The organism is Nocardia sp. CS682, assembly GCF_004634405.1.
Classification (GTDB): Bacteria; Actinomycetota; Actinomycetes; order Mycobacteriales; family Mycobacteriaceae; genus Nocardia; species Nocardia ninae.
Map to the genome: position 1 here is coordinate 2,213,248 of NZ_CP029710.1, position 19,808 is coordinate 2,233,055.

The 19,808-nt window shown below is 64.1% G+C and carries 17 protein-coding genes; 3 read left to right on the forward strand and 14 right to left on the reverse strand.

The genetic code is table 11. The features are described from left to right. Positions 1-54: 54 nt before the first annotated feature. Both dprA and DMB37_RS41900 read right to left on the reverse strand, forming a co-directional pair. Entirely contained in the window at positions 55-1,233 is a 1,179-nt protein-coding gene (gene dprA, locus DMB37_RS09865; RefSeq protein WP_135237469.1) for a DNA-processing protein DprA, read from the reverse strand. 71 nt (positions 1,234-1,304) lie between these two features. Continuing rightward, positions 1,305-1,400 carry a hypothetical protein gene (locus DMB37_RS41900; protein ID WP_135232435.1) on the reverse strand — a complete coding sequence of 32 codons (96 nt, stop codon included), beginning with the start codon at positions 1,398-1,400 and terminating at the stop codon, positions 1,305-1,307. Between the two features lie 393 nt (positions 1,401-1,793). On the opposite strand from DMB37_RS41900, the gene DMB37_RS09875 reads away from it, so the two are divergent. Both DMB37_RS09875 and DMB37_RS09880 read left to right on the forward strand, forming a co-directional pair. Beyond that, positions 1,794-2,000 carry a hypothetical protein gene (locus tag DMB37_RS09875; protein WP_135232436.1) on the forward strand — a complete coding sequence of 69 codons (207 nt, stop codon included), beginning with the start codon at positions 1,794-1,796 and terminating at the stop codon, positions 1,998-2,000. Continuing rightward, positions 1,993-2,313, forward strand: a complete 321-nt coding sequence (locus DMB37_RS09880; protein WP_135232437.1) for a type II toxin-antitoxin system PemK/MazF family toxin — start codon at positions 1,993-1,995, stop codon at positions 2,311-2,313. The genes DMB37_RS09875 and DMB37_RS09880 overlap by 8 nt, the downstream gene beginning before the upstream one ends. A 1-nt stretch (position 2,314) precedes the next feature. On the opposite strand, the gene DMB37_RS09885 is transcribed toward DMB37_RS09880, so the two are convergent. From DMB37_RS09885 to DMB37_RS09895, 3 genes are all read right to left on the reverse strand, one after another. After that, positions 2,315-2,596, reverse strand: coding sequence for a hypothetical protein (locus DMB37_RS09885; protein WP_135232438.1), 282 nt, complete (start codon positions 2,594-2,596; stop codon positions 2,315-2,317). Positions 2,597-2,783: 187 nt separating this feature from the next. Further along, on the reverse strand, positions 2,784-7,241 hold the full coding sequence (locus tag DMB37_RS09890) for a tetratricopeptide repeat protein (RefSeq protein WP_135232439.1): 4,458 nt from the start codon (positions 7,239-7,241) through the stop codon (positions 2,784-2,786). Further along, a complete protein-coding gene (locus DMB37_RS09895; protein ID WP_135232440.1) occupies positions 7,238-7,555 on the reverse strand; it encodes a CU044_2847 family protein in 318 nt (105 codons plus the stop codon). The genes DMB37_RS09890 and DMB37_RS09895 overlap by 4 nt, the downstream gene beginning before the upstream one ends. A 573-nt stretch (positions 7,556-8,128) precedes the next feature. Between DMB37_RS09895 and DMB37_RS09900 the strand changes: the two genes are divergently transcribed. Next, complete coding sequence (locus DMB37_RS09900; protein ID WP_135232441.1) at positions 8,129-9,229, forward strand: hypothetical protein; 1,101 nt, start codon at positions 8,129-8,131, stop codon at positions 9,227-9,229. 105 nt (positions 9,230-9,334) lie between these two features. On the opposite strand, the gene DMB37_RS09905 is transcribed toward DMB37_RS09900, so the two are convergent. The 9 genes from DMB37_RS09905 to DMB37_RS40955 all read right to left on the reverse strand — a co-directional run bounded on the left by DMB37_RS09905 (position 9,335) and on the right by DMB37_RS40955 (position 19,791). Next, complete coding sequence (locus DMB37_RS09905) at positions 9,335-9,829, reverse strand: hypothetical protein (protein WP_135232442.1); 495 nt, start codon at positions 9,827-9,829, stop codon at positions 9,335-9,337. A gap of 271 nt (positions 9,830-10,100) precedes the next feature. Continuing rightward, positions 10,101-12,107 (reverse strand): sigma-70 family RNA polymerase sigma factor, encoded by a 2,007-nt coding sequence (locus tag DMB37_RS09910; protein WP_135232443.1) that lies wholly within the window; start codon positions 12,105-12,107, stop codon positions 10,101-10,103. Next, positions 12,088-12,441, reverse strand: a complete 354-nt coding sequence (locus DMB37_RS09915) for a hypothetical protein (protein WP_135232444.1) — start codon at positions 12,439-12,441, stop codon at positions 12,088-12,090. Before DMB37_RS09915 ends, DMB37_RS09910 begins: the two co-directional genes overlap by 20 nt. Positions 12,442-13,541: 1,100 nt before the next feature. Next, positions 13,542-14,453, reverse strand: coding sequence for a hypothetical protein (locus DMB37_RS09920; protein ID WP_135232445.1), 912 nt, complete (start codon positions 14,451-14,453; stop codon positions 13,542-13,544). Positions 14,454-15,382: 929 nt separating this feature from the next. Next, complete coding sequence (locus DMB37_RS09925; protein WP_135232446.1) at positions 15,383-15,601, reverse strand: hypothetical protein; 219 nt, start codon at positions 15,599-15,601, stop codon at positions 15,383-15,385. A gap of 57 nt (positions 15,602-15,658) precedes the next feature. Continuing rightward, positions 15,659-16,171 (reverse strand): hypothetical protein, encoded by a 513-nt coding sequence (locus DMB37_RS09930; protein ID WP_135232447.1) that lies wholly within the window; start codon positions 16,169-16,171, stop codon positions 15,659-15,661. A 130-nt stretch (positions 16,172-16,301) separates the two neighbouring features. Further along, a complete protein-coding gene (locus DMB37_RS09935) occupies positions 16,302-17,009 on the reverse strand; it encodes a hypothetical protein (RefSeq protein WP_135232448.1) in 708 nt (235 codons plus the stop codon). A 734-nt stretch (positions 17,010-17,743) separates the two neighbouring features. Continuing rightward, positions 17,744-18,580 carry a DUF5131 family protein gene (locus DMB37_RS09940; protein WP_135232449.1) on the reverse strand — a complete coding sequence of 279 codons (837 nt, stop codon included), beginning with the start codon at positions 18,578-18,580 and terminating at the stop codon, positions 17,744-17,746. Beyond that, positions 18,580-19,791: a helix-turn-helix domain-containing protein gene (locus tag DMB37_RS40955; RefSeq protein WP_206055224.1), complete on the reverse strand. Its 1,212-nt coding sequence runs from the start codon at positions 19,789-19,791 to the stop codon at positions 18,580-18,582. Before DMB37_RS40955 ends, DMB37_RS09940 begins: the two co-directional genes overlap by 1 nt. Between the last annotated feature and the right edge of the window lie 17 nt (positions 19,792-19,808).

The window sequence follows — 19,808 nt, forward strand, 5'->3', positions numbered from 1 at the left end:
TATGGTACCAGTACCATACATCTGGACATCCTTCCTGGTAGGAGCGGAATTCACTTACTTGCTGAGGGTTATCGTTCGTCGCCAACCCTCCGCGTCGGCGGTTACCATGCCTGCCAGTTCGAGCGCGGGCAGTGCCGCGCGGACGACCGCGAGCGGCAGTCCGGCATAGTTCGCGAGTTCACGGGGCAGGCGAGAACCGATCTCCGGCATGGCGGCGAAGACGAGCGCTTCATCGCCCGACAGGGTTTCTGCACGCAGGTCGACCGGACCCGCGACGCCGGGCATGGGCAGGTGGAGCGGGCCCGCCTCGTCGATGACCTCTTCGGCACGGGTGACGAGTAGCGCTTCCCCTTCCCGGATCATCCGATGACAGCCGACGGACGCGGCCGAGGTGACCGGGCCGGGGACGGCCAGCGCCGGGCGGCCGAGGCGCCGCGCCCATTTCACCGTGTTACGCGCGCCGCTGCGCAATCCCGCCTCGACGACCAGAACACCGTCCGCCAATGCGGCGACCAGTCGGTTGCGGGCCAGAAATTGGTGCTTGTGGGCGGTAGTTCCGGGTGGATATTCGCTGACCACCAGTCCGGTCTCGGCGATCTCGGCCAGTAGCCGGTCGTGTTGCGCGGGGTACGGCCGGTCCACGCCGCAGGCCAGCACCGCGATGGTGCGTCCGCCTACCGCCAGAGCCGCACGATGCGCCATCCCATCGATCCCGAATGCCGCGCCGGACACGATGGTCCAGCCTTGGGCGGCCAGGTCGCCCGCGATCTCGCCGGTGACCTGATTTCCGTACCCACTGCTGCATCGTGCGCCCACGACCGCGAGCGCGCGGTCGCTCGACTCCAGCAACGACAGCGGGCCGCGCACCCACAGCACGAGCGGCACCGCGCCGTCCCGGTCGCGTTCGGCATCGAGTTGGGCAAGTCCCAGTAGCCGCCACGCGGGCCACTCGGGATCCTCCGGCGTGACGACGCGCCCACCCATCCGCTCGATCGTCTCCAGATCCCTTGCGGCCGAATCAGTCTCGCGTCGCTGCTCGGTGGGCCCGCGCAGCGACGCAGGCAGGTCGCACTCGCGCACAGCCCGCGCCGCCTCGAGCACGCCGACCGACTCGATCAAGGCAGATAACGCCGCACACGGCCCGGTCACCACTCGGGACAGATACACCCACGCCAGCCGCCGCTCGTAGGCGTCGAGACCGATGGGCGCGGCACCCCCTTCCGCATCAGCCATCAGCAGCTCTGCACCGGCGGACCCCGGGGGCGACACCGCACCGCTACCCGTTCGGGCGACCTGCCCAGTACTCACAGCGCACCCCTCTGACGAAAGTTCAACGCCGCCAGCACATCCTGCGAGGTCGGCAGCTCCGCGCCACGCAGATCGGCGATCGTCCAAGCCACTACATGGACATCAAGTTAGCGCTTATAGCTTCACCAATCGTCAGACCGCAGCTCTGCCTACGAATGTCACCATGCCCACCGACGATGCCTTTGATGACCTTTCGCCTACAAGGTCAATCGGTATGGGCGCTGTGCTGATCACGGAGTTAGCAGCTCTCCACTCAGCAGAAGAGCGAAAGTTTAGAGGTGTTCATTTCGCCTGCTCAGAGAGATGCCAGGCCGGTTGGGATACCGCGAGGCTCGCGTGTCGCCGGGCCGCGGCCGCACTGGATACGCGCGGTCCGCGTGGGAAGTGGTTCGGATTGATGGTTCGACCTCCCACCCCGCGCGAAACCCCATCCGCGTGTCAGCCTGGGCATCTGAAGGGGCCGGTTCCGCTGTATTGTTGGGTGTATGACCGTGCGCATGAATATCACGATGGACGACGATCTCGCGGCCCGGTTGCGGGTCGCCAGCGACGACAAACTCTCCGATTACATCGCTCGTGCCGTACGTCGCCAGATCCTTGAGGACGAACTCAAGACGCTGCCCGAGGTCGACCCCGAGTGGGCGGCCGAGACCGAGCAGGCTGGCGAGCACGTACTGTTCGACCGTGCCTGAACCGAGTCAGCAAGGCCAGATCTGGGCGGCGACGAGCCGACTGTCCGGACGGCGCGCGACCGTTGTCCTGCTGGACTCCGATGTGGTGATCCGCTCCCGACCGATGCTGGTGGTCGCACCGGTCCACGAAGCCCGAGAGGTCCCGTCCCGCCACCAGCTGCTGACCGTCGCGATGGCCACGGGCACCGAAGTGGTTGCGCTCTACGACATCGCGATCGTCGCGAAAAACACCCTCACCGAACAGCTCGGCACCCTGCCCCCGGATGTGTTGGAGCGGGTCAAGATCGGGCTGCGGGCCCGCTTCGACCTCTGAATCAGTCCCCGCCGAACAGCGGAAGCTGTTGCGAGGCAGCGGTTTGTCCGCCGATCCGGCGCAGGCATCGCGCGCAGGTGACCGCAGCTCGCGTCGGTTCCAGCGCGGCGGGTGACCATCCGGCGACCCCGGTGCGGCACAGCAGTTCCGGTACTTCCTCTTCACCGACCCACTGGCCGAAGCGGACCGCGTGCACCGTGCGCCCGGCCCGCACGACCGCGTGCACGCCCGGATCGCCGAAGGCGGCCCGCGAGGACGCGGCCAAGGGGGTGATATCGGTCATGCGACCAACCATACGGCCGGCCACCGACACCGGAGGTGGTGTGAGAAATTGTCCTACTGCATCAACATGTGTTGCGGGGCGAGTGCCACAGGCTGCGGCGTAGCTTGCCGTCGTGCCCTGGAGTCGACGCGCATGGGCGACGAAGCAGCGGAGACTACCGGCCGGGTCTGATCTAACGCCCTGGGGCCTACTTGTCGGCGGCTAGTAGTTCATCGAGTCGTTGTGCATCCTCAAGTGACAGTATTTCGCCTACGTGGACGAGGAAGGCTTCTGAGCCAATCAGTGCTCGGATCTGCTGTAAGGCACGCAGATCTGGCCCATTGGCCGTTGGGAGTTCCATGTCGAGGCGGAGCGAGAGTGCACGAATGTGCAACACCAACGCTTCACCGGGCAAACCACACGCGAACTTGAGGCTGCCCATAGCGGAGTACGAGGTGGCGGTGCCGGCGCGGTTACCGAGCTCCTCTTCAATAGTCAGCGACTGCTGATAGAGGCGCTCGGCCTCGGCATAATCCCCCCGATCCTGGGCAAGTAGCCCCAACTGGTGGAAACCGGCGGCCATACCGACGCGGTTACCGAGCTCCTCTTTAATAGTCAGCGACTGCTGATAGAGGCGCTCGGCCTCGGCATAATCCCCCCGATCCTGGGCTAGGGTCCCCAACTGGTGGAAACTGGTGGCCATGCCGGCGCGGTGACCGAGCTCCGCTTCAATAGTCAGCGACTGCTGATAGAGGCGCTCGGCCTCGGCATAATCCCCCCGATCCTGGGCAAGGATCCCCAACTGGTGGAAACTGGTGGCCATGCCGGCGCGGTGACCGAGCTCCTCGAAGATGGCCAGCGACTGCTGATAGAGGCGCTCGGCCTCGGCATAATCCCCCCGATCCTGGGCAAGGATCCCCAACTGGCCGTAGCCGGTGGCCATGCCGGCGCGGTCACCGAGCTCCTCTTTAATAGTCAGCGACTGCTGATAGAGGCGCTCGGCCTCGGCATAATCCCCCCGATCCTGGGCTAGGGTCCCCAACTGGTGGAAACCGGTGGCCATGCCGGCGCGGCTACCGAGCTCCTCGAAGATGGTCACTGCCTGCTGAAGGCGCAGCTCGGCCTCGGCATAATCCCCCCGGTCGTGAGCAAGAACCCCCAACTGGCCGTAGCCGGTGGCCATGCCGGCGCGGTCACCGAGCTCCTCTTTAATAGTCAGCGACTGCTGATAGAGGCGCTGGGCCTCGGCGTAATCCCCCCGCCGCTGTGCCAGCACCCCGAGCCGGTGGACCCAACGCGCCGTCTGCGATGAGTCGGGAGGCAGGGCAGCGAGAATTTGGCGGGTCAGGGCGGTTTCGTGATCCCATGCCCCGATCGTATGAAGCCGTACGCAGACCACCTCGGTAACTTCGATAGCTGCGGCGGTGTTTCCTGCTTGCAGGTGGTGGTAGCGGGTTTCGAGCAGATCGTGTAGATCGTGGTCGGGGTCTTGAGGCCAGACCTCGACCCGCCACCGCCAGAAGTCGGCCGCTCGCCGGTGGGCGGCGGCGAGTTCGCCCTGATCCTGATTGGGCAGAGCGTGCAGGGCGGTGGCGGTGGAACGGTGCACGAACACCGTGTCGTCGGTGTAGTTGATCAGACTGTGTTTGTGCACCTCCTCGACCAAGTCCGCTATGTCGAGGGTGGTAGAGATCGGGGGGCGTGGCAGCGCGTTGTACTCGTTGAAGGCGGGCTCGATGCGGTCGAGGACCTCGGGGGCGAGCCGGTCGAGGTGGAAGTCGTCGGCTTTTGGGTCGATCCCGAGGCTGGTGAGAGTGCTGGTGATGGCCTCCGCTGCGGCCCGGCGGTCGGGGGTGTAGCCAACGGGGGGGTTCTCCTCACCGACCTGGAAGAGCAGGGCGATCGTGTCTACCGGTTCGCGATAGACCGAAGCGCCGAGCAGTAGGTGACGGGCGTTGGCGCTGAGCTGTCCGAGAAGCTCGGTGAGCAGGACGTCGTCGGCGATCAGGGTAACTGCGGCGGCGAGGGCTACGTCAAGTGTCGAACTGTTCAGGACCAGGCGCGTAGTCGGGTCGGCGGTCAGCGCGGCGGTCAGCCGCGTAGTGATGTCGCCGTAGCGACCGATCCCGTTGGAGAGCAACGCGTCGAGGTACTCGAGGCTGCGTGGGTGCCCGCCCACGAGCTGCCACACCCGGTCGAGTTCGTGGTCGTCGAGCCGGTCCAATGCGGGCAGAGCCCAGATAAGTTTGAAGGTTTCGGCTTTCGACATCGGCCCCACCTGATGGGCCAGCAACCGGCTGTGGATTTGGCCGGGGAGCGGGAAGGTGTAGCGGCTGGTGATCAGCAGCTTGCTGCGGCCGGGGTTGCTCGCCCACGCGGCCAGCAGTTGTGCCAGTTGTTCGTCTGCGAGTTCATTTGTGGAGGTGAGGTTGTCTTCGAAGTTGTCCAGCACCACCAGCACCGGTATACGGCCGAGTACTTCGTCCCGCAGGTCCTCATAGCGGTCTTGCCACGGCTGGCTGACATCACGGGCGTCCTGCAATGCCGGCGGCATGTCGTGATCGTTGACATTCTGTGCCCGCAGCAAACGCTGGACCTTCCTGGCGACCGCAGCCAGCAGCTGGTCGACACTGAGCTCGCCGGTGACGACCACGATGAGCCAGCGACTTCGCAGGCGTTGGATCAGCTGCTCGGCCAGGGTGGTTTTGCCAATGCCACCGAGACCGTGCAGCACGATCCCGGAGTACTGGTTGCTCTCCAGCAACGTGGGCAGGGTGCGCAGTTCCCGGCGGCGACCGACGAAATCGCCGGTGTCTCGGGTGATCAGACCCGAAACCCGGCTCCCGGCTTGGGATTCAGGGTGCTGGTCCGGGTCATTGTCCAAGCCGCGTTCGTTGTCAGGATCACGGAGGCGAACCTGCGGCCCGGGGGCGAGAACAGTGACGACGCTCCATTCGTCCATGCCTGCGAGATGGACGTCGCGAGGGTCGGGCGATTGGCTCCACTGCCGGTGGATGATACGGCGGGCATCAGCGACAGCAGCGACGACGTCAGGGACAGGATGGTTTGCGAGTTCTTGATAAATGCGAGCGAACAGCGCTGTGGCGTACCGGTCGGTCACCGAGGTCTCGGTCGCGATCACCACACTCGCCCCCTCGGCCAGCAGCGCCGCGGCGAACGACGGCGCCTCGGTCTCGGCGGCGACATCGGTGTAGCAGGCGGCCAGGCTGATCACCGGCGGTATCCGATCCGCCGGGATCGCCTCAGACAGGAGCTGCGCAGCACTCACCTCCCGGGCTGTACCGGTCTCGGTTTCCATGATCAGGTGTCCAGGGCTTCCGTGCCCGCTCAGGTGCAGAACATGGGCGTCGAACCGGGTGAGCTCGGTGCGGATGGCGGCAGTGGTGGCGAACTCGACGAGGCGGACCTCGGCCGCACCATGGCGCGCGGCTTTCACCGCGGCCAGCACATTGCGCAACTCCCGCTCGTAATCCAGCACCGCCCCGCTGCTCTCCTCTGGGGCAGCGATCGCGACCAGGATCCGTAACGGGCCCGCCATCGGCCGCGGCTGCCGACCTGGTACCCGCCGGTACACCGTAACCAGCGGATGCAGCGCCAGCGGCCGCGCCGACCCCGGCGCAGGCAGCGCCTCCCACGGAATCCGGGCAAAGGGCCCGGGCTCGACCCCCAGTCGCACCGGCACATGCGCGGCGCTGGCCTGATCGAGCAGTTTGCTCAGCGGCTCGGAAACCGCTGCCGGCAGAAAGGATTCGGCCGCCAGTTGTCCGGCATAGCGCAACGACACCGTCTCGACACCGGCATCAGAGATGCGCTCGTCGAGGGCTGTGCGGGCTGCGGCGCCGGCGCCGCGGCGGCGTCGTTCACGGTGCACGTCGTGCAGCGTGTTGACCAACCCAGGGCGTATCCCGCCGTGCGCAGCGGTGACATCGATTCCGTGACCATGCAGCCGGACCTGCGTATCAGTGACAGTCAACGTCACATCGACAGCGGCGTCCAGCGGCGGCGGGCCAGTGACCTCGATCGAAGTCAGGCCGGAGAGCAGAGGGTGAAGGTCTTCGACGCGGGCGATCCACACGCTGTGCTCGCCCCACCCGTCGGCGGTGTTGTAGCGCTCGGAAACCACCCCGATCACGAAATCATCGGACTGGCGCCGCACCGGGCCGCCGCTCATGCCCTTCATCACCGACTGCGACTGCAACCGACCCAACGGCACCTGATTGTCACGCATAGTTCCGCCGGACCAGACGCCAGGAGCATCCAGGAATCGGTAGGTGTGCGTGTCGGGCACCACCGACACACCGGTCACCACCGCCGAGACGCCCAGTTCAACGCTGTCGGTAGCCGCCCATCCCGGCACCGATGCCGGCAATGCTGTCGTGGTGGTAAGCACCGCTAGATCGTGAATCTCGTCTACACCTGCCACGGTCGCCTCGAAAATCGGAACGCCGCCGGCCAGCGCGTCCACTTGCACCACCGCGTCGATATAGCCGGCGCCGACCTCATCGAGCACATGCGCCGCCGTCACCAACACCCCAGGGGCGGCCTGAAAACAGGTCCCAGCGGGGGAATCCTCGGTGACCAGGATCCGGCCCAGGTAGCCAGGGACCTTCGAAGCAGGGACGGGCTGTGGCGGCGGAGTGGTCACGACTGTGGTGCTCCGTGCGATGGTTCGGTGGTGTCAGTGGCACTGCCGTCGTATACGAGTTTCACCTTCAGGCTCGCATCAGCCGAACTGCCGGCCACGATGATATTGCCCTTGGCCGAGAACCCGATTCCGAACTCCAACTCCACCCGATCAGGCTTGGCCTGCTCACCCAGATTCCGCACCAAATCCGCGGTCTGAAAGGCTGCGGCGGTGATCACCGTACGGGCACGCTCGAACACATCACCCACCCGATCAGCCACCCCAGCACCGGTCCCGGTGGGTTCTGAACCCGGCACCATCACCGTCTCCGCCAACACCTCGACCCCAGCGAACCGCATCTGGGTTACAGGTCCACGAACCATCATCAACCCCCATCTCGAAACGAACCGAATACTGCTACGAGCACTAACTACTCACCAACGACCAGAGCCGCGCCTGGGCGCGCTGACGACCGACCGCCGCATGGTGCCATCGCGGCCACTCGGCCCGACCCTTCCCAGGCAGCCACAGTCGAATGTTTCGTTACGCGAAACATCCAGCCGTGCAAGGTTTCTCCGAACACAGCCTGACACTCCAACCACCGCCGCGGGAGTCCTACGAACGACCGACAACCAGCGATGCCCACTCCAAGGTGATGCGTATGCATCACAAACTCGACCCGAACCCAGGTGACGCATGCACATAAAGTCGGGGCACACCCTGTCGAGCGTTCCCGATAGCTGAGGCGTTCCCGAAATCCGGTCATCCGTGCGGCCGAGATACCCAGCCCGCTGGAAGTCGGTCCGGTACGAAATTGTGGTGAGGACGACAGGCGTAGAGCGTAAAGTTCTTCACTTCATGGTAAGCCGATGAATTGCGCCATGCCGCACTCGAAAGGAACGGGAACGATGGGGTTGCGTCGGGGCCGACCGCTCTCCGCCGAATTGGAGGCGTTGGGACTTTTTGTGCAACTCGACGCCCAAGAGCCGCGGGCGCACAGCAAGGTGAACGATCCTGCTCGCACTGCCGCAGTCGTGGACAAGCTCACCGCCGCCCTCGCGACGTCCATGGGCAGTCCCGGCCGCCTGCACGGGTTTCGGGTACAGGCGCTGTTCGAGGCGGTTGTAGTCGCGCTGGGCTCAGTCAAGCTGATCAAACCCGAAGACACAGGCAGCTACTTCGTCGACGATACCCAGGGTGAAGTCAAGCCGCCCGACTTCCAAGTCATACTCAGCGATGGGGATGGGGTGCTCGTCGAGGTCAAGAACGTCGCACCGCAAGACATCTCCAAGCCATTTAAGATGCGCCGCAAGGACTTCGACGCTCACCGGCGTTATGCGGACATGGCCGGTTCGCGATTGATGTTCGCGCACTATTGGTCGGCAGCTCGAATGTGGACCCTTGTCGACGGTGACGTGCTGATGCTGGGTGACAAATACGTCGAGCTCACGTTTGAATCCGCTGCGATTGCCAACCAGATGAGCAGACTGGGCGATGTCTGGGTCGGAACAACACCGCCCCTGACCTTCACCGTCCTCGTAGATCCGGAGGACCAGAAACGTATTCCGGCCAACGACGACGGTACTCACCAAGCCGTCTTCAAAATCGCGGGGGTGGAGGTTGCCGCAGCTGGTCAGGCGCTGATAGAACCCGTCCAGATCCGTATCGCCATGATTCTCATGTTGTACGGCGGCTGGTCGGAGGATTCCATCGTGGAGTACGCAGATGATGGCACAACGATCACACGGATCGTGATCACGGTCGAGCCTCCGGTCGAGGATGACATCGATGTCGCGCGCATTGTTGCGCAGGGATTCGCTCTGATAGGGACCTTGAGTGGGATGTACTCACTGTTGAGCGAACGGGAGACCATAGCCGCCGACGGGGAGTTCCTCGCACTCCACTATGAACCCGACCCAGGAATGATGCGGGACGTCATTCCGAATGACTATCTCAACCGTGACAACGATGCGCTCCCGATCTGGCTCTTGTACCAACAGCCTGGATGAGTAGTTCGGGACTGGCGGAGCGCGGCCAACGTCGAACCACCGAGCACCACCTCGACGTAGGCGAAGAGGGGGCCTCTGCGGCACCCACCTCATGAGACGGAACACCTAGGCGAAAGCGATGAGCAGAATTGTCGCCGACAGGAATATGATGGCGGCGCCCTGCGCGATTGCTGCTCCGTAAAGATGAATTGCTTTCTTGTCGTTTCCCTTCCGAAGAGTATCTATAGCGGTGACGTGCAGTCGGGCAACGTGCGCACGTGCATCAACCTCGTCACAGTTGGTCCACAGCTCGTCGGTAAGCATTTTCTTCATATCATTCACATGGGCTGCCGAATAACTTCGGCCCGCCCCGGCAAGAATGCAATAAAGAGCCGACAGAAAAAGGGAAACCAGGGCAGAGATGAGGGATCCGATGGCCCATCCAGTAAAGTGAAATCCCTGCATCTTCAGAAAGGTAACTCCGGCAAGCGTTGCGGTTGCGAGACCCACGATTCCTGCCACGGTGGGTAGCGCACGTGAATTGAGCGAATCACGACGATCATGTTCGAATTTTCGCTCATTCTCGATGAATGTCAGCCATACGGTGCCTTGATCGCTCACAGGAAATTGCTATAGCTGACGACCAGCAGGACCGGTTGCATGATCCATGCAACTTCGCTGGGAAGCGGCTTGCGCACTGCGCTTGCATCGGGCAGCGGTATCTCGGGGGCTTGTTCCTGGAGTTTAGTTTGGTTAGGGGCGGGAGGAATGCCGCGCCCCAGTGCGCGTCGCCAGATATTTATTGCAGACATGGGTAATTCAATTCCTTTTCAATGAGAGGGGGTTGGCCGACTCGGCAACCTGAACGGAGCAGCAGGGCTGGCGCAGATGATTATTCATGGTCAGGTGGCCCGCCACAGCAAGGGGTTCCGACGCATTCGGCGCAGTTGCCGGTGGGCAACGCGTAGGGGAAGTCGACGCTTTGCGTCGCGGGATCGTCTTTTCCAAAGAGATGCGTGAAGTTGTAGGGCTCTTGTAAGTGCGAGTTTCGCGTCATGAGCATCCTGGATAGAAGAAGGCGGGCGGTTTGCGTTGCTGGATGGTTCTTGCCGAAGTGGTGTGCGTGATCGGCGATAACCCGCTCCTGCTCGAGGCAGGCAGGGACATGCTCTCCGTTCTTGTAGAGAACACGCACGACCGCGTTGCGGCACTCCATTGTTTCGGGTTGGTACGGCCCGATCCGCTGTTCGTGTAGGCGCAGATTGAGCCGGTAGAGCTGTAATGCTTGATCTAGTCGACCGGTCGCTTCGCATGCCGTGGCGAGTTGTGCTCGAGTGGTGCGCGTCTGTCGGTGTTCGGGTCCCAGGAACTGCTCGTTCTCGATCAGGACGATTCTGAGCAGGGGGATCGCTCGCTCGTATTGCTTGTCGAGGTGCAGGACGGATGCGAACTCAGCCCGGGCTGAGTTGGTGTCGGAGTGGATGGGACCTAGGACGCGCTCGCAGTCGTCGAGGACCTGTTCGAAGTGCTCGATCGCATGCGGCAGATCGCCCGCGTCCCGATAGGTGCGGGCCAGGCGAGCATGTGTGGCCAGCGTCCTGGGATGGTCCGCTTTGAGTGTGTCGGTCTGGTCGGCGAGCACCTGCGACAGCACTGGGATCGCGCGCCGGTATTGTTCGTCACGGCGCAGGGCTTCGGCGAAGTCGGCGCGTGCCGCCATGGTCTGGCGGTGATCGGTGCCGAGGACGCGCTCGCGGTGGGTCAGGGCCTGTTCGAAATGCTCGATCGCCTGCGCCAGATCTCCTGCGGCCAAACAGGTGCGGGCCAGGCGAGCGTGAGTGGTCAGCGTCCGAGGGTGATAGGTCCCGAGCAGTCGCTGCTGGGCGGTGAGAACCCGCTTGTACAGCTCACGAGCGCGACCGAACTGGCCAGTCGCGCGCAAGGCGTCGGCAAGGTCAGACCGCACGGCTACGGTATCTCGGTGCTCGTCGCCCCGGAGTCGCTCCTGGTCGCGGAGCGCATGCTCGAGTAGCGGAACCGCGCGCTTGTACTGGCCGGCCCCTCGAAGTGCGCGCCCTAGATCAGTGCGTACCGCCATCGTCGCGGGATGATCGTCTCCGAAGGCCTGCTCCCGCAGGGCCAGCGACTTCTCATACAACTCGATGGTGCGGATCAAGTCGTGATCGCCGGGATGATTCACTCCCAGCGTGCGTGCCAGTTCGGGATACCGCTGGGCAAGTTGATCGGCGGTGAGTCCGCTGGTCGCGGCTACCGCCCGGTTGGTGCGCAACGAGAGCACCGGAGTAGGGCTACCGCTGACCGATTTCACCGTCGTAGTAGGTCGGGCGCGGCGTTGCTGTAGCTCGCTGATCACCCGGCGGGCCTTGGCGCGGTGTTTGTACACCGATTCCACCGACAGGCCCATCTGCGTCGCGATCTCAGGGCCTGTGAGGCCGCTCATAGATTTGGTCAGCACGTCGCGCTGCGGTGGTGACAGCAGACCGAAGACTTCCATGAGCGCCTCTTGGGCCAGCACCCTGTCCAACCCGCCCGGCGGGCCGAGGTCCTCGTCGGCGGTGAGTTCCTCGGGCGGCGTGGCGAAGTCCTTGCGCGTGCTTGCCCGTCGGATCTGGTCGACCAACTTGTTCTGCGCGACTCTGCGCAACCAGCTGCGCGGTTGCTCGAGCGACCGAACTTTCGCCCAGTCCAGCAACGCGGCGAGCATGGTCTCCTGCACCACCTCGCCGACGTCGACGACAGCGTCGACGTCGGCGTTGTAGGCCGCCCGCCTGTTGCGGACGTAGGCGACGATGTATTCCCGATGGGATTCGAAAAATGCTTTGTACGCAGCGGATTCGGCCCGTCGGTCTTCCCCGTCGTCAGACTCCGCGAGGTCCACGTACTCTCACACCTTCATCCTCGCCATCATCGTGCTTCGCCAGGTCACGGTGATAAGTCCGGCCAGTCGGCGTGGATTCAGAAGTGCTGGAGCCCTTCTTGTATCGCTTGTCCAGCCCGAGGAGGACCATCTCGAAGGTCAGCCATAACGCTCCCACCACGAAAGCGCCGTGATGGGAGAGCACGTCCACCGCACCGTTGCTGGTGAATTTGGCGGCCACGTCGAGGATTTCGTTGCAGACCGCGCTGGCGACCAGAGTCGCAGCGGCGGTCTGGCGCCGCTCGAACCGGAAGTTGACATCCCCGCCCGAGGCGGCAGGGGTCGTGGGAATCATCAGGGTTCTCCTTCTCCAGCAACAAGACAGTCCGGATGGTCTCCACGTCGAGACACTCCGGATGTTCTCCAGCAACAAGACATTTCGGGTGATCCCGGCTCCTGGCAGATTTGGGATCGACAAGAACGAACAGTCGGTTCTTACGATGGAGATCTTTCCCCGGTCAGACGGCAGAAGCAACTGCAACTCGATCGACCCGAGACCTTACCGTTACCTAATTTCGAGCTGAGCATGTGGCGTGAGTCACAGTTATACTGTGATCTGCATCACGAAAGTTCCAGGCGAGCGGTAGGCCTGGACGATAACTAGCCGGATACAGGTTCTCCTGCATCCAGCAATGAGATGGGACGCCGCCTCGGCTCCTGGCAGAGTTTTTGGGGCGGCGTACCCCAACCCAATTCCCTTCAAGATCCACAACTTTGGGGATGACGGCCATGCTGCGCAGCTATCGCGCGGCGCAGCCCAGCAAGCCCATAGCGGTGGTATGCCAGAAGGATGCCCGAAATGCGGTCTGTGGCAGGATGCTGATGCCGACCCAGCCAGCGCCTACCGACGAGTAGGGCTCCAAAAAATTCTTCCGCGATAGGCCGTGTCGCCGTGTCGCTCGGCGTGTCGCGCCTGTTCGGTGCACGGTTGACACCAGACCAATGCCTTACGAACATGTCGCCGCCCCTGGCGAGTTCGGCATTCAGCGCCCTGAGTGCGGTAACTATCACGGTGCCATCTCCATCTCGACCTCTACTCCGATCTCCCTCGCTACTTGGCGGCGAGCGCTGCACAAGCGCGCGGCGCGGACCTTTCCGTCGCCGATCCCTTCTGCGAGCGGCACGCCGAGCTCGACGGACGCCGCGTTGAGGCTCTCGCGAATCACTGCGCCTCAATCGGAACACCCGAGTCTGCGTGACAAGCATCCGCAAGACGACACCCATCCGGATAGACCGTCCCTGCGCCAGCGCACCCTCGGAGCTCGAGCCAGGCCATGGCGAATCCACGACCGGACTCAACTGCGGCCCGCTACCCGCAGCCACAGCGCGGCTCCGGGTATCCGGGCGTGCGGATGCGTGCGGGCCAGGAGGCGCCCCACACGACGCGGAGGAACGCTAGGCCGCAGCCTCGTGACTCGGCGGCGTCCACTTCCGGTCCACGAACGCGATGAACTGAGCGATCAGATCCTGCGTGCGCTCGTGAGCTTGGCGGGTGATCCCTACGTTGGTCGCGCGGCCCCGCGCGAGCCCCGCCTGGCGCTTGAGTTCTTCCTTCGTGGGTCTCATCGTGTTGCCGTCCACCACGACGGTCTGATCCTCTTGTGCCCAGCCCAACACCGCGACCTGGTAATAGCGACCAGCCGACATCAGCAGGTTCCGCCGTACCCAGCCTTTCGGGACCAGCAGCAATGGTTTGCCGTCGGCGAGCGGCAACTCCACCGACTTCTCCACCCAAACGCAGTCCGTCGGGTCCCAGATCTGGCGCATAACGGTAGTAACCCCTGAGGGGTGCGTCTTGAACTCGGGATACTTCGTCATCATCTCGGCAGTGAACTGTACGAGCGGGGAGAAGATGATCCTGGTGGTGAAGTCGCTGGTGATGTCGCGATCGATTCCTGTGACGAACATTGGGATCGCCTCGATCTCACGCAAGATGCCGACGCGGAGCAACAGCTCCATGCTCGGATCGCAGAGCGCGTCCCAGATCCACCGGCCGACCAACTCGGCCCCGCCGTGGCCGTTGGTGCCGACCGCGGACATCCCGAGGCGTGTCTCCCGTGGCTCACCGAAGTGTTGCAAAAGATCAAGTCCTCGACGGTGTTCCGCTGCGCTGGTGGACATGACGCATCCGGCGACTATTTCGAAGAAGGTGTCCAGGCAGTGCGTCGCTTGGTCGGCGAAGGGTTGCGGGGCACGCGACAGGCGCACTGCGTGCGGATCGATGTAGATGCGGTTGTCGGTCTCGACCTTGACGTCCTCGAACGGGACGGGGCCGGTGATGCCGTAGTACTCCGTGACAAGGGGCATGAAGCCCTCCTTTCCTGACAGGCGCCGGCCCGAAGAAAGGAGTGCGGGGGGTGTCCCCTGCGACGAACTCCGTTACGCTGGATGAGACCTACCAAGTCACACCCCGCGTCTTCGAGCGGGCACTGGTCCGGTTCCGTTGGCGCGGAACCGGACCAGCTTTGTTGTTGCGGGCTTCCCAACGTGAGCGGTACCCGCCTTCCGGGTCGCCCACGGTGGCCAGGTCCTCGGAGTTCGCCCGAAACTGTGAGCCAGCGTACTCACGCCCCCCGACAGAGTTGGTGGTCACATATCTGAAATGCGCATCATCAATAACTCTGACCACACTTCGTGTTATGCAGGTCACATCTATCACGAACTAGTAACGAAACCACACTGATGTCATTTGCCCTGATCAGGGCCACGGCCATTCCGCCCGTCCGACACGCCCGGCTAGCTCGACCCGCCGAGAAGGCTGAAGCACTCGAAGCATTTATGTGATTTACATCACATCTAAGCTTACCGCTGAGTAGATTCGCTGCTGCGAGTATTGTGCCGCGTCCGGCGCCATGAGAAGCAAGCTGCTGATGTCGGGGCCCGTGTCGCTGCCTTCGACGGGGACCCCGCTATCGACTGGCGTGTGTTGTCACTGGAGCTCACCGACTCCGACCGGCCGTCCTCCGGGGCACACCACGTCGCCAAACCGTGTGACGAGGCCGAGATGCGGAGCGCGTTGACTTCTAGGAGTCAAACGCGATCAGGCCAGCAAGAGCATCACGGCAAGAACGACGCAGACAACGGCGAGCAGGACGATCGCGGTGGCGCGTAGCTGGAGACCGATTTGTTGGCCGGCCAGCTCGGTGGTGAGTTCGACGATTTGCCGCTGAGCGGTCAGCCGGGTCTGTTCGGCGGCTTTGGCGTCTTGATCCGCGCGGTGTAGCTCGGCGTTGAGGTCAATGATCTTTTTTTCGAGGTCTTTGCGGTAGGGTGATCGCCTGGTCGATCGTGGTTGTCTGTTTGGTGATCGTGGTGGCCTGGTTGCCGAGTGAGTTCCGGGCGACCTGGTACTTCTGGTGGAGCTCGTCGCGTTCACCGAGCGCTTTGGCGAGCTGGCGTTTCTTGGCCGCGATCTCGTCGGCTTGGGCTTTGGTGTGGAGTTCCCAGTCGGTCACGGTTGCCCATCCTGCTTTCTTGTTGTCTTGATATGCCCAGACGAGCTCGCCGGCGGCCTATGCGCGTAGCGCGGCGCGAACCGAGATTTGCGCGGGGCGAAGGCCCAGTCCTGTTCGGTAGGTGAGGAATCCGGTATGCGCCCAGTAGTCATCGCCGGTCGGGTTGAAGGATTTGATTCCCAGCACCGGCAGTTTCTCTACCCATGAGCATGGGCGGCTCAGCCAGAGGACCTCGCCCGCGCCGCTGGCCTTGAGGTCGTGGGTGCGGGCCTCGGCTACATCGTGGGCGAGGCCCGACCATTGGATCTCGACGGCGTAGCTGCGGCCGTTGATGTGCCCGAATACGTCCGGTGTTCTCTTGTCGAGGTGGGTCTCCAGGCGCGCGTCGGCGGCTCCCAGTGCCCGAAGTTCCGCGCATACCCAGTGTTTGAGCCGGTAGTGCAAAAAGGTCTCTCGTGCCGATCGCGCCACGGCCGGGTCGCGTTTGGCGGCGTTGCCCTTCCGTGGCGGACGAACGGGTTCTTCGTCGATGAGCGGTAGACGGTGACCGGGTGCTGGCAGACCAGGCACCGTAGCCCCGGTTTGCTCTGCCAGGTGGCGAACACCTCGGGGTCGCGGATGTCGACGTAGTCGTCGGAGTCTGCCCGAACTACATTGCGCTGGAACAGGATTGATTCCTAGGTATCAACGCTGTTGATGTCTAGGAATCATCGTCGGTCGCGATGACGAATGGCTGCTGGCACACTCCGCACAGGATCGGGCCGGCGTCGAACGACTTGCGGGAGGCCCGGAGCCGCCGTATCGGGTCGCAGGAACAGGTGAGGGCGTAGCCGTTGTGTGGGCTGGGGCCACCGGTTCCGGCTTCGCCGGCGGCCTCGTCGGTATCGGTGTCTCCGTCGGCGCCGGCGGCTCGTTCGTCAAAGTAGTCATGTTCAGAGCGGCGGTGTGCGACCAGTAGTGCGCCGAGTTTGTGGATCTGCGGCTGGTAGGTCTTGGCGGCGGTGTCGGTGATGTCGGTGTCCGACCATCCTGAGCCCTTGCCGCGCTCGACGCGCAGGCCCAGCTCGACGGCGATGTCGCGGTACTTGCCGTTGTGGTAGGCGCCGTTGCGGCTGGTGTCCTTGATCCCGCGGGTGAGCGCTATCCCGTGCGCCGCCTCGTGCAGCAGGGTTCCCAGCACATCGCGCGGGCCGTGTGCGAATCCTTCACCGCCGACGAACAACTCGGGCAAGCGTGCATCGCCGTGCACCCAGCGAGCGGGGCCGAACTGCCCCAGCCGCACCCCGCGGCGCCCGACCGACCCGGCCGCGATCGTGACCATCACGTCCGGCACCTCCGGATGCCGGGCACGCACCCCTGCCCAGGCTTCATCGATCGCGGCGACCATTGCTGCGGAGACAACGCTCATCGAACCCTCCCCAGAGTTTGATTTCTAGAACTCAATGCTACCGAAATACGCACCGCCACAGAAGAATTGATCCCTATATGGCAACAAATTGATACCTAGGATTCAACGGTGACCAGCAGCCGTGCTCGCGCTCGACCGCTGAACTCGACGTCCCCCTCTTCTTATGGTCCCCGCCCGGCCCGCCGAGTACCGCTGCGCGCGATCGGACCGGCCCCCACGTCGTGAACTCGCGTGCCCTGAACCGCCACGCACACACCTGGCTTGCCCCACGCACTGAGCGCGCCTTGGCCGCGAACACGCCACCTCCGGTGGCGCAGCTCTAGACGTAACTTTTCCCGCCTGACGCAACCCCGCTCCCAACCCTTCCTTTGTGGTCTCTCTTCTTCTTTTGGTTCCTTCCCTTCCCTCCCTTTGCATTTGATCTTTTGTTCTTTGTGTTTTGTGTTGTCCTCTGTCCCTGCCCGGCTGACACTCTCTATGAACAGCGAAGCCATAGAGAGTGTCAGCCGGGCAGGGACAGAGGACGGCGCGAAACACCCAGCTCAAACCCGGTTTGAGCGTTTATCGTCCGGGACCTGTCCGGGACTAGATTTTCCCGGACGAGTCCCGGACGTGTCCCGGACGAGTCCCGGACGAGTCCCGGATGTTTCCCGGACAGACGCAGCCACTCAGCGCACGAAAAGGCCCGCCTGGCGGGTGCCTGGCGGGCTTGGATTCGGGCTGGCGGGGTTTGGTCAGGTGGTGGGCATCTGGTTCCAGATCTGTCCGTCGAGGGTGCGGCCGTGCTGTTTGGGTGTTCGTCCGCCCCATTGTTTGAAGAAGAACGGCACGTCGGCGTCGACGCATTGGTCGCGCAGGTCGCGCACCCAGTCCGGGTGCATTCCGCGGGCGCCGGGGCCGGACTCACCGCCGGCGATCACCCAGTCCACTGTCGGAGCTGGCCGCCAGCTTGAACACGGACCGCCGCAGCCACATTTGTAGCGGTCGGCGTCGTCGGGGCGACGGCACCCGCATCCACCAGGGCACTCGTCGGGGAACAGATGCGCGTCCAGGTCGATCGCTCCCAGCAGCGGCTCGCACGACAGGAACCGCACTGCGGCGGGAACAGCCCGCAGGTAGGTGACCCGTTCGATGGTGGTCTGGTCCTCCACGGAGACGCCGACCCACAGGTTCGGCGGAAACTCCAAGCCCCGCTCGGCCATTCGCCGCATCCGTATCGGCCGCTTGGTCAGCACCTGGTAGGTGTGCTGCGGTGTCGCGGCGATCACCGCGAAGACGTCCCGCACGAAACTTTCCGGGACGCGGGCGTGGAACAAGTCCGACATGGAGTTGACGAACACCAGCCGCGGCGTACGCCAGCGCACCGGAATGTCCAACGCCGCAGGGTGAATCGTCACTTCGAACCCGGGTCCGGAGGTGCGCGGGTCGCCGTCGCGCTGATACTTCTCCACACCCATCGCCTTCAACCGTCGCGCCATCGCCAGCGCGTAGCAGTTGTCGCAGCCCGCGCTGATCCGATCACAGCCGGTGGCCGGGTTCCAGGTGACCTCAGTCCACTCGATTCCGGTCATCACGCACCACCCCCGACAGCAACGGTGCCCGAGTCGGCTGGATGTTCGGTGATCGAGAGTTCGGTGTCCTCGACCAGTTCCGCGTCGATCACCTCACCCGGTTCGTCCACGGGCTTGGGGGCGGTGCGCAGCCCGCCGCGCCGAACCCGGGCCAGGTTGCGCACCGGCACCGGCGCGGCCGGTGCATCGGCTGGTGCGTGGCATTCCTGTGGTGCGTCGACTGGTGCGTTCTCGGTGCGGCCGAGGACACGCAGCACCGTGGTGTGGGCGACACCGATGAGCGGACCGATCTGTCGCGCCGACATCCCCCGGGCGGTGAGTTCGTGGATCAGCTCGTCCCGATCGGCAGGCACCGGCTGCCCCGCGTTCGACTTCCCAGGTTCGGGTATCGGTGCTGACGGGCGCTGATCAGGCACGACGCCTGCTTCGACCTGCTCGCTGCGCGGGCGGATCGTTCGGACCGGTGGACGGCGGCGCGGGACCCGGCGCGCGCGTGGAACACGCCGGTGCGTGCGCATCACACCCATCGGCGGAGGTGGTGCGTCAGTCGGTCTGGGTGCACCGCCCGGTGCAGCGACTGCCGACCCCGGTGCGTCCAGTGGTGCGGCGACGGTGCGGGCGCCGTCGCTCATGACAGGGTCTGAATCGTGCAGCAGCGGTTGTGCACCACCTGGCACCGGTTCGGCCTGCTGGCTGAAAGGTGTGGCGGGGTGGTGGTGTTCGCGCAGGATCATGTGCGCGAGCGCGGCGCCCATGCCGAGCACCAAGACGGGAAGGCAGGCGACGAGCACGGTCACCGGCCACGGCGCGACGGTCACATCCGCGGCCTGCATGAGGTGATACACGACCTGCCCGACCGCGCCCAGGATCAGGCTGCCGAACGCCGACCACTTCGCGTAACCGCGAGTTCGGTCCGAACGGACACGACCCGACAACCACACCGACAACGCGTAGGAGGCATAAGCCTCCATACCGATCGGCAGAGTAATCGCGGTGTTGATCGTGAACTCATCGGCGATCCCCGGCAGCGGACGCACCGGACCGAAACCGGTCAGCCCACCCAGCCCGACCCAGCCCGACCAGATCGCCACAAACGCCGGCAACGCCAGCAGCAACACCGGCCACGCCCGGATCGGGCGACCGGAAACCTGAGCATCGGGTTGTTTCTTGTCGGCCGACGCCTGCGCGCCGGAAATGTCCGTCATCGTCATCGGTTGTATCCCTTCGT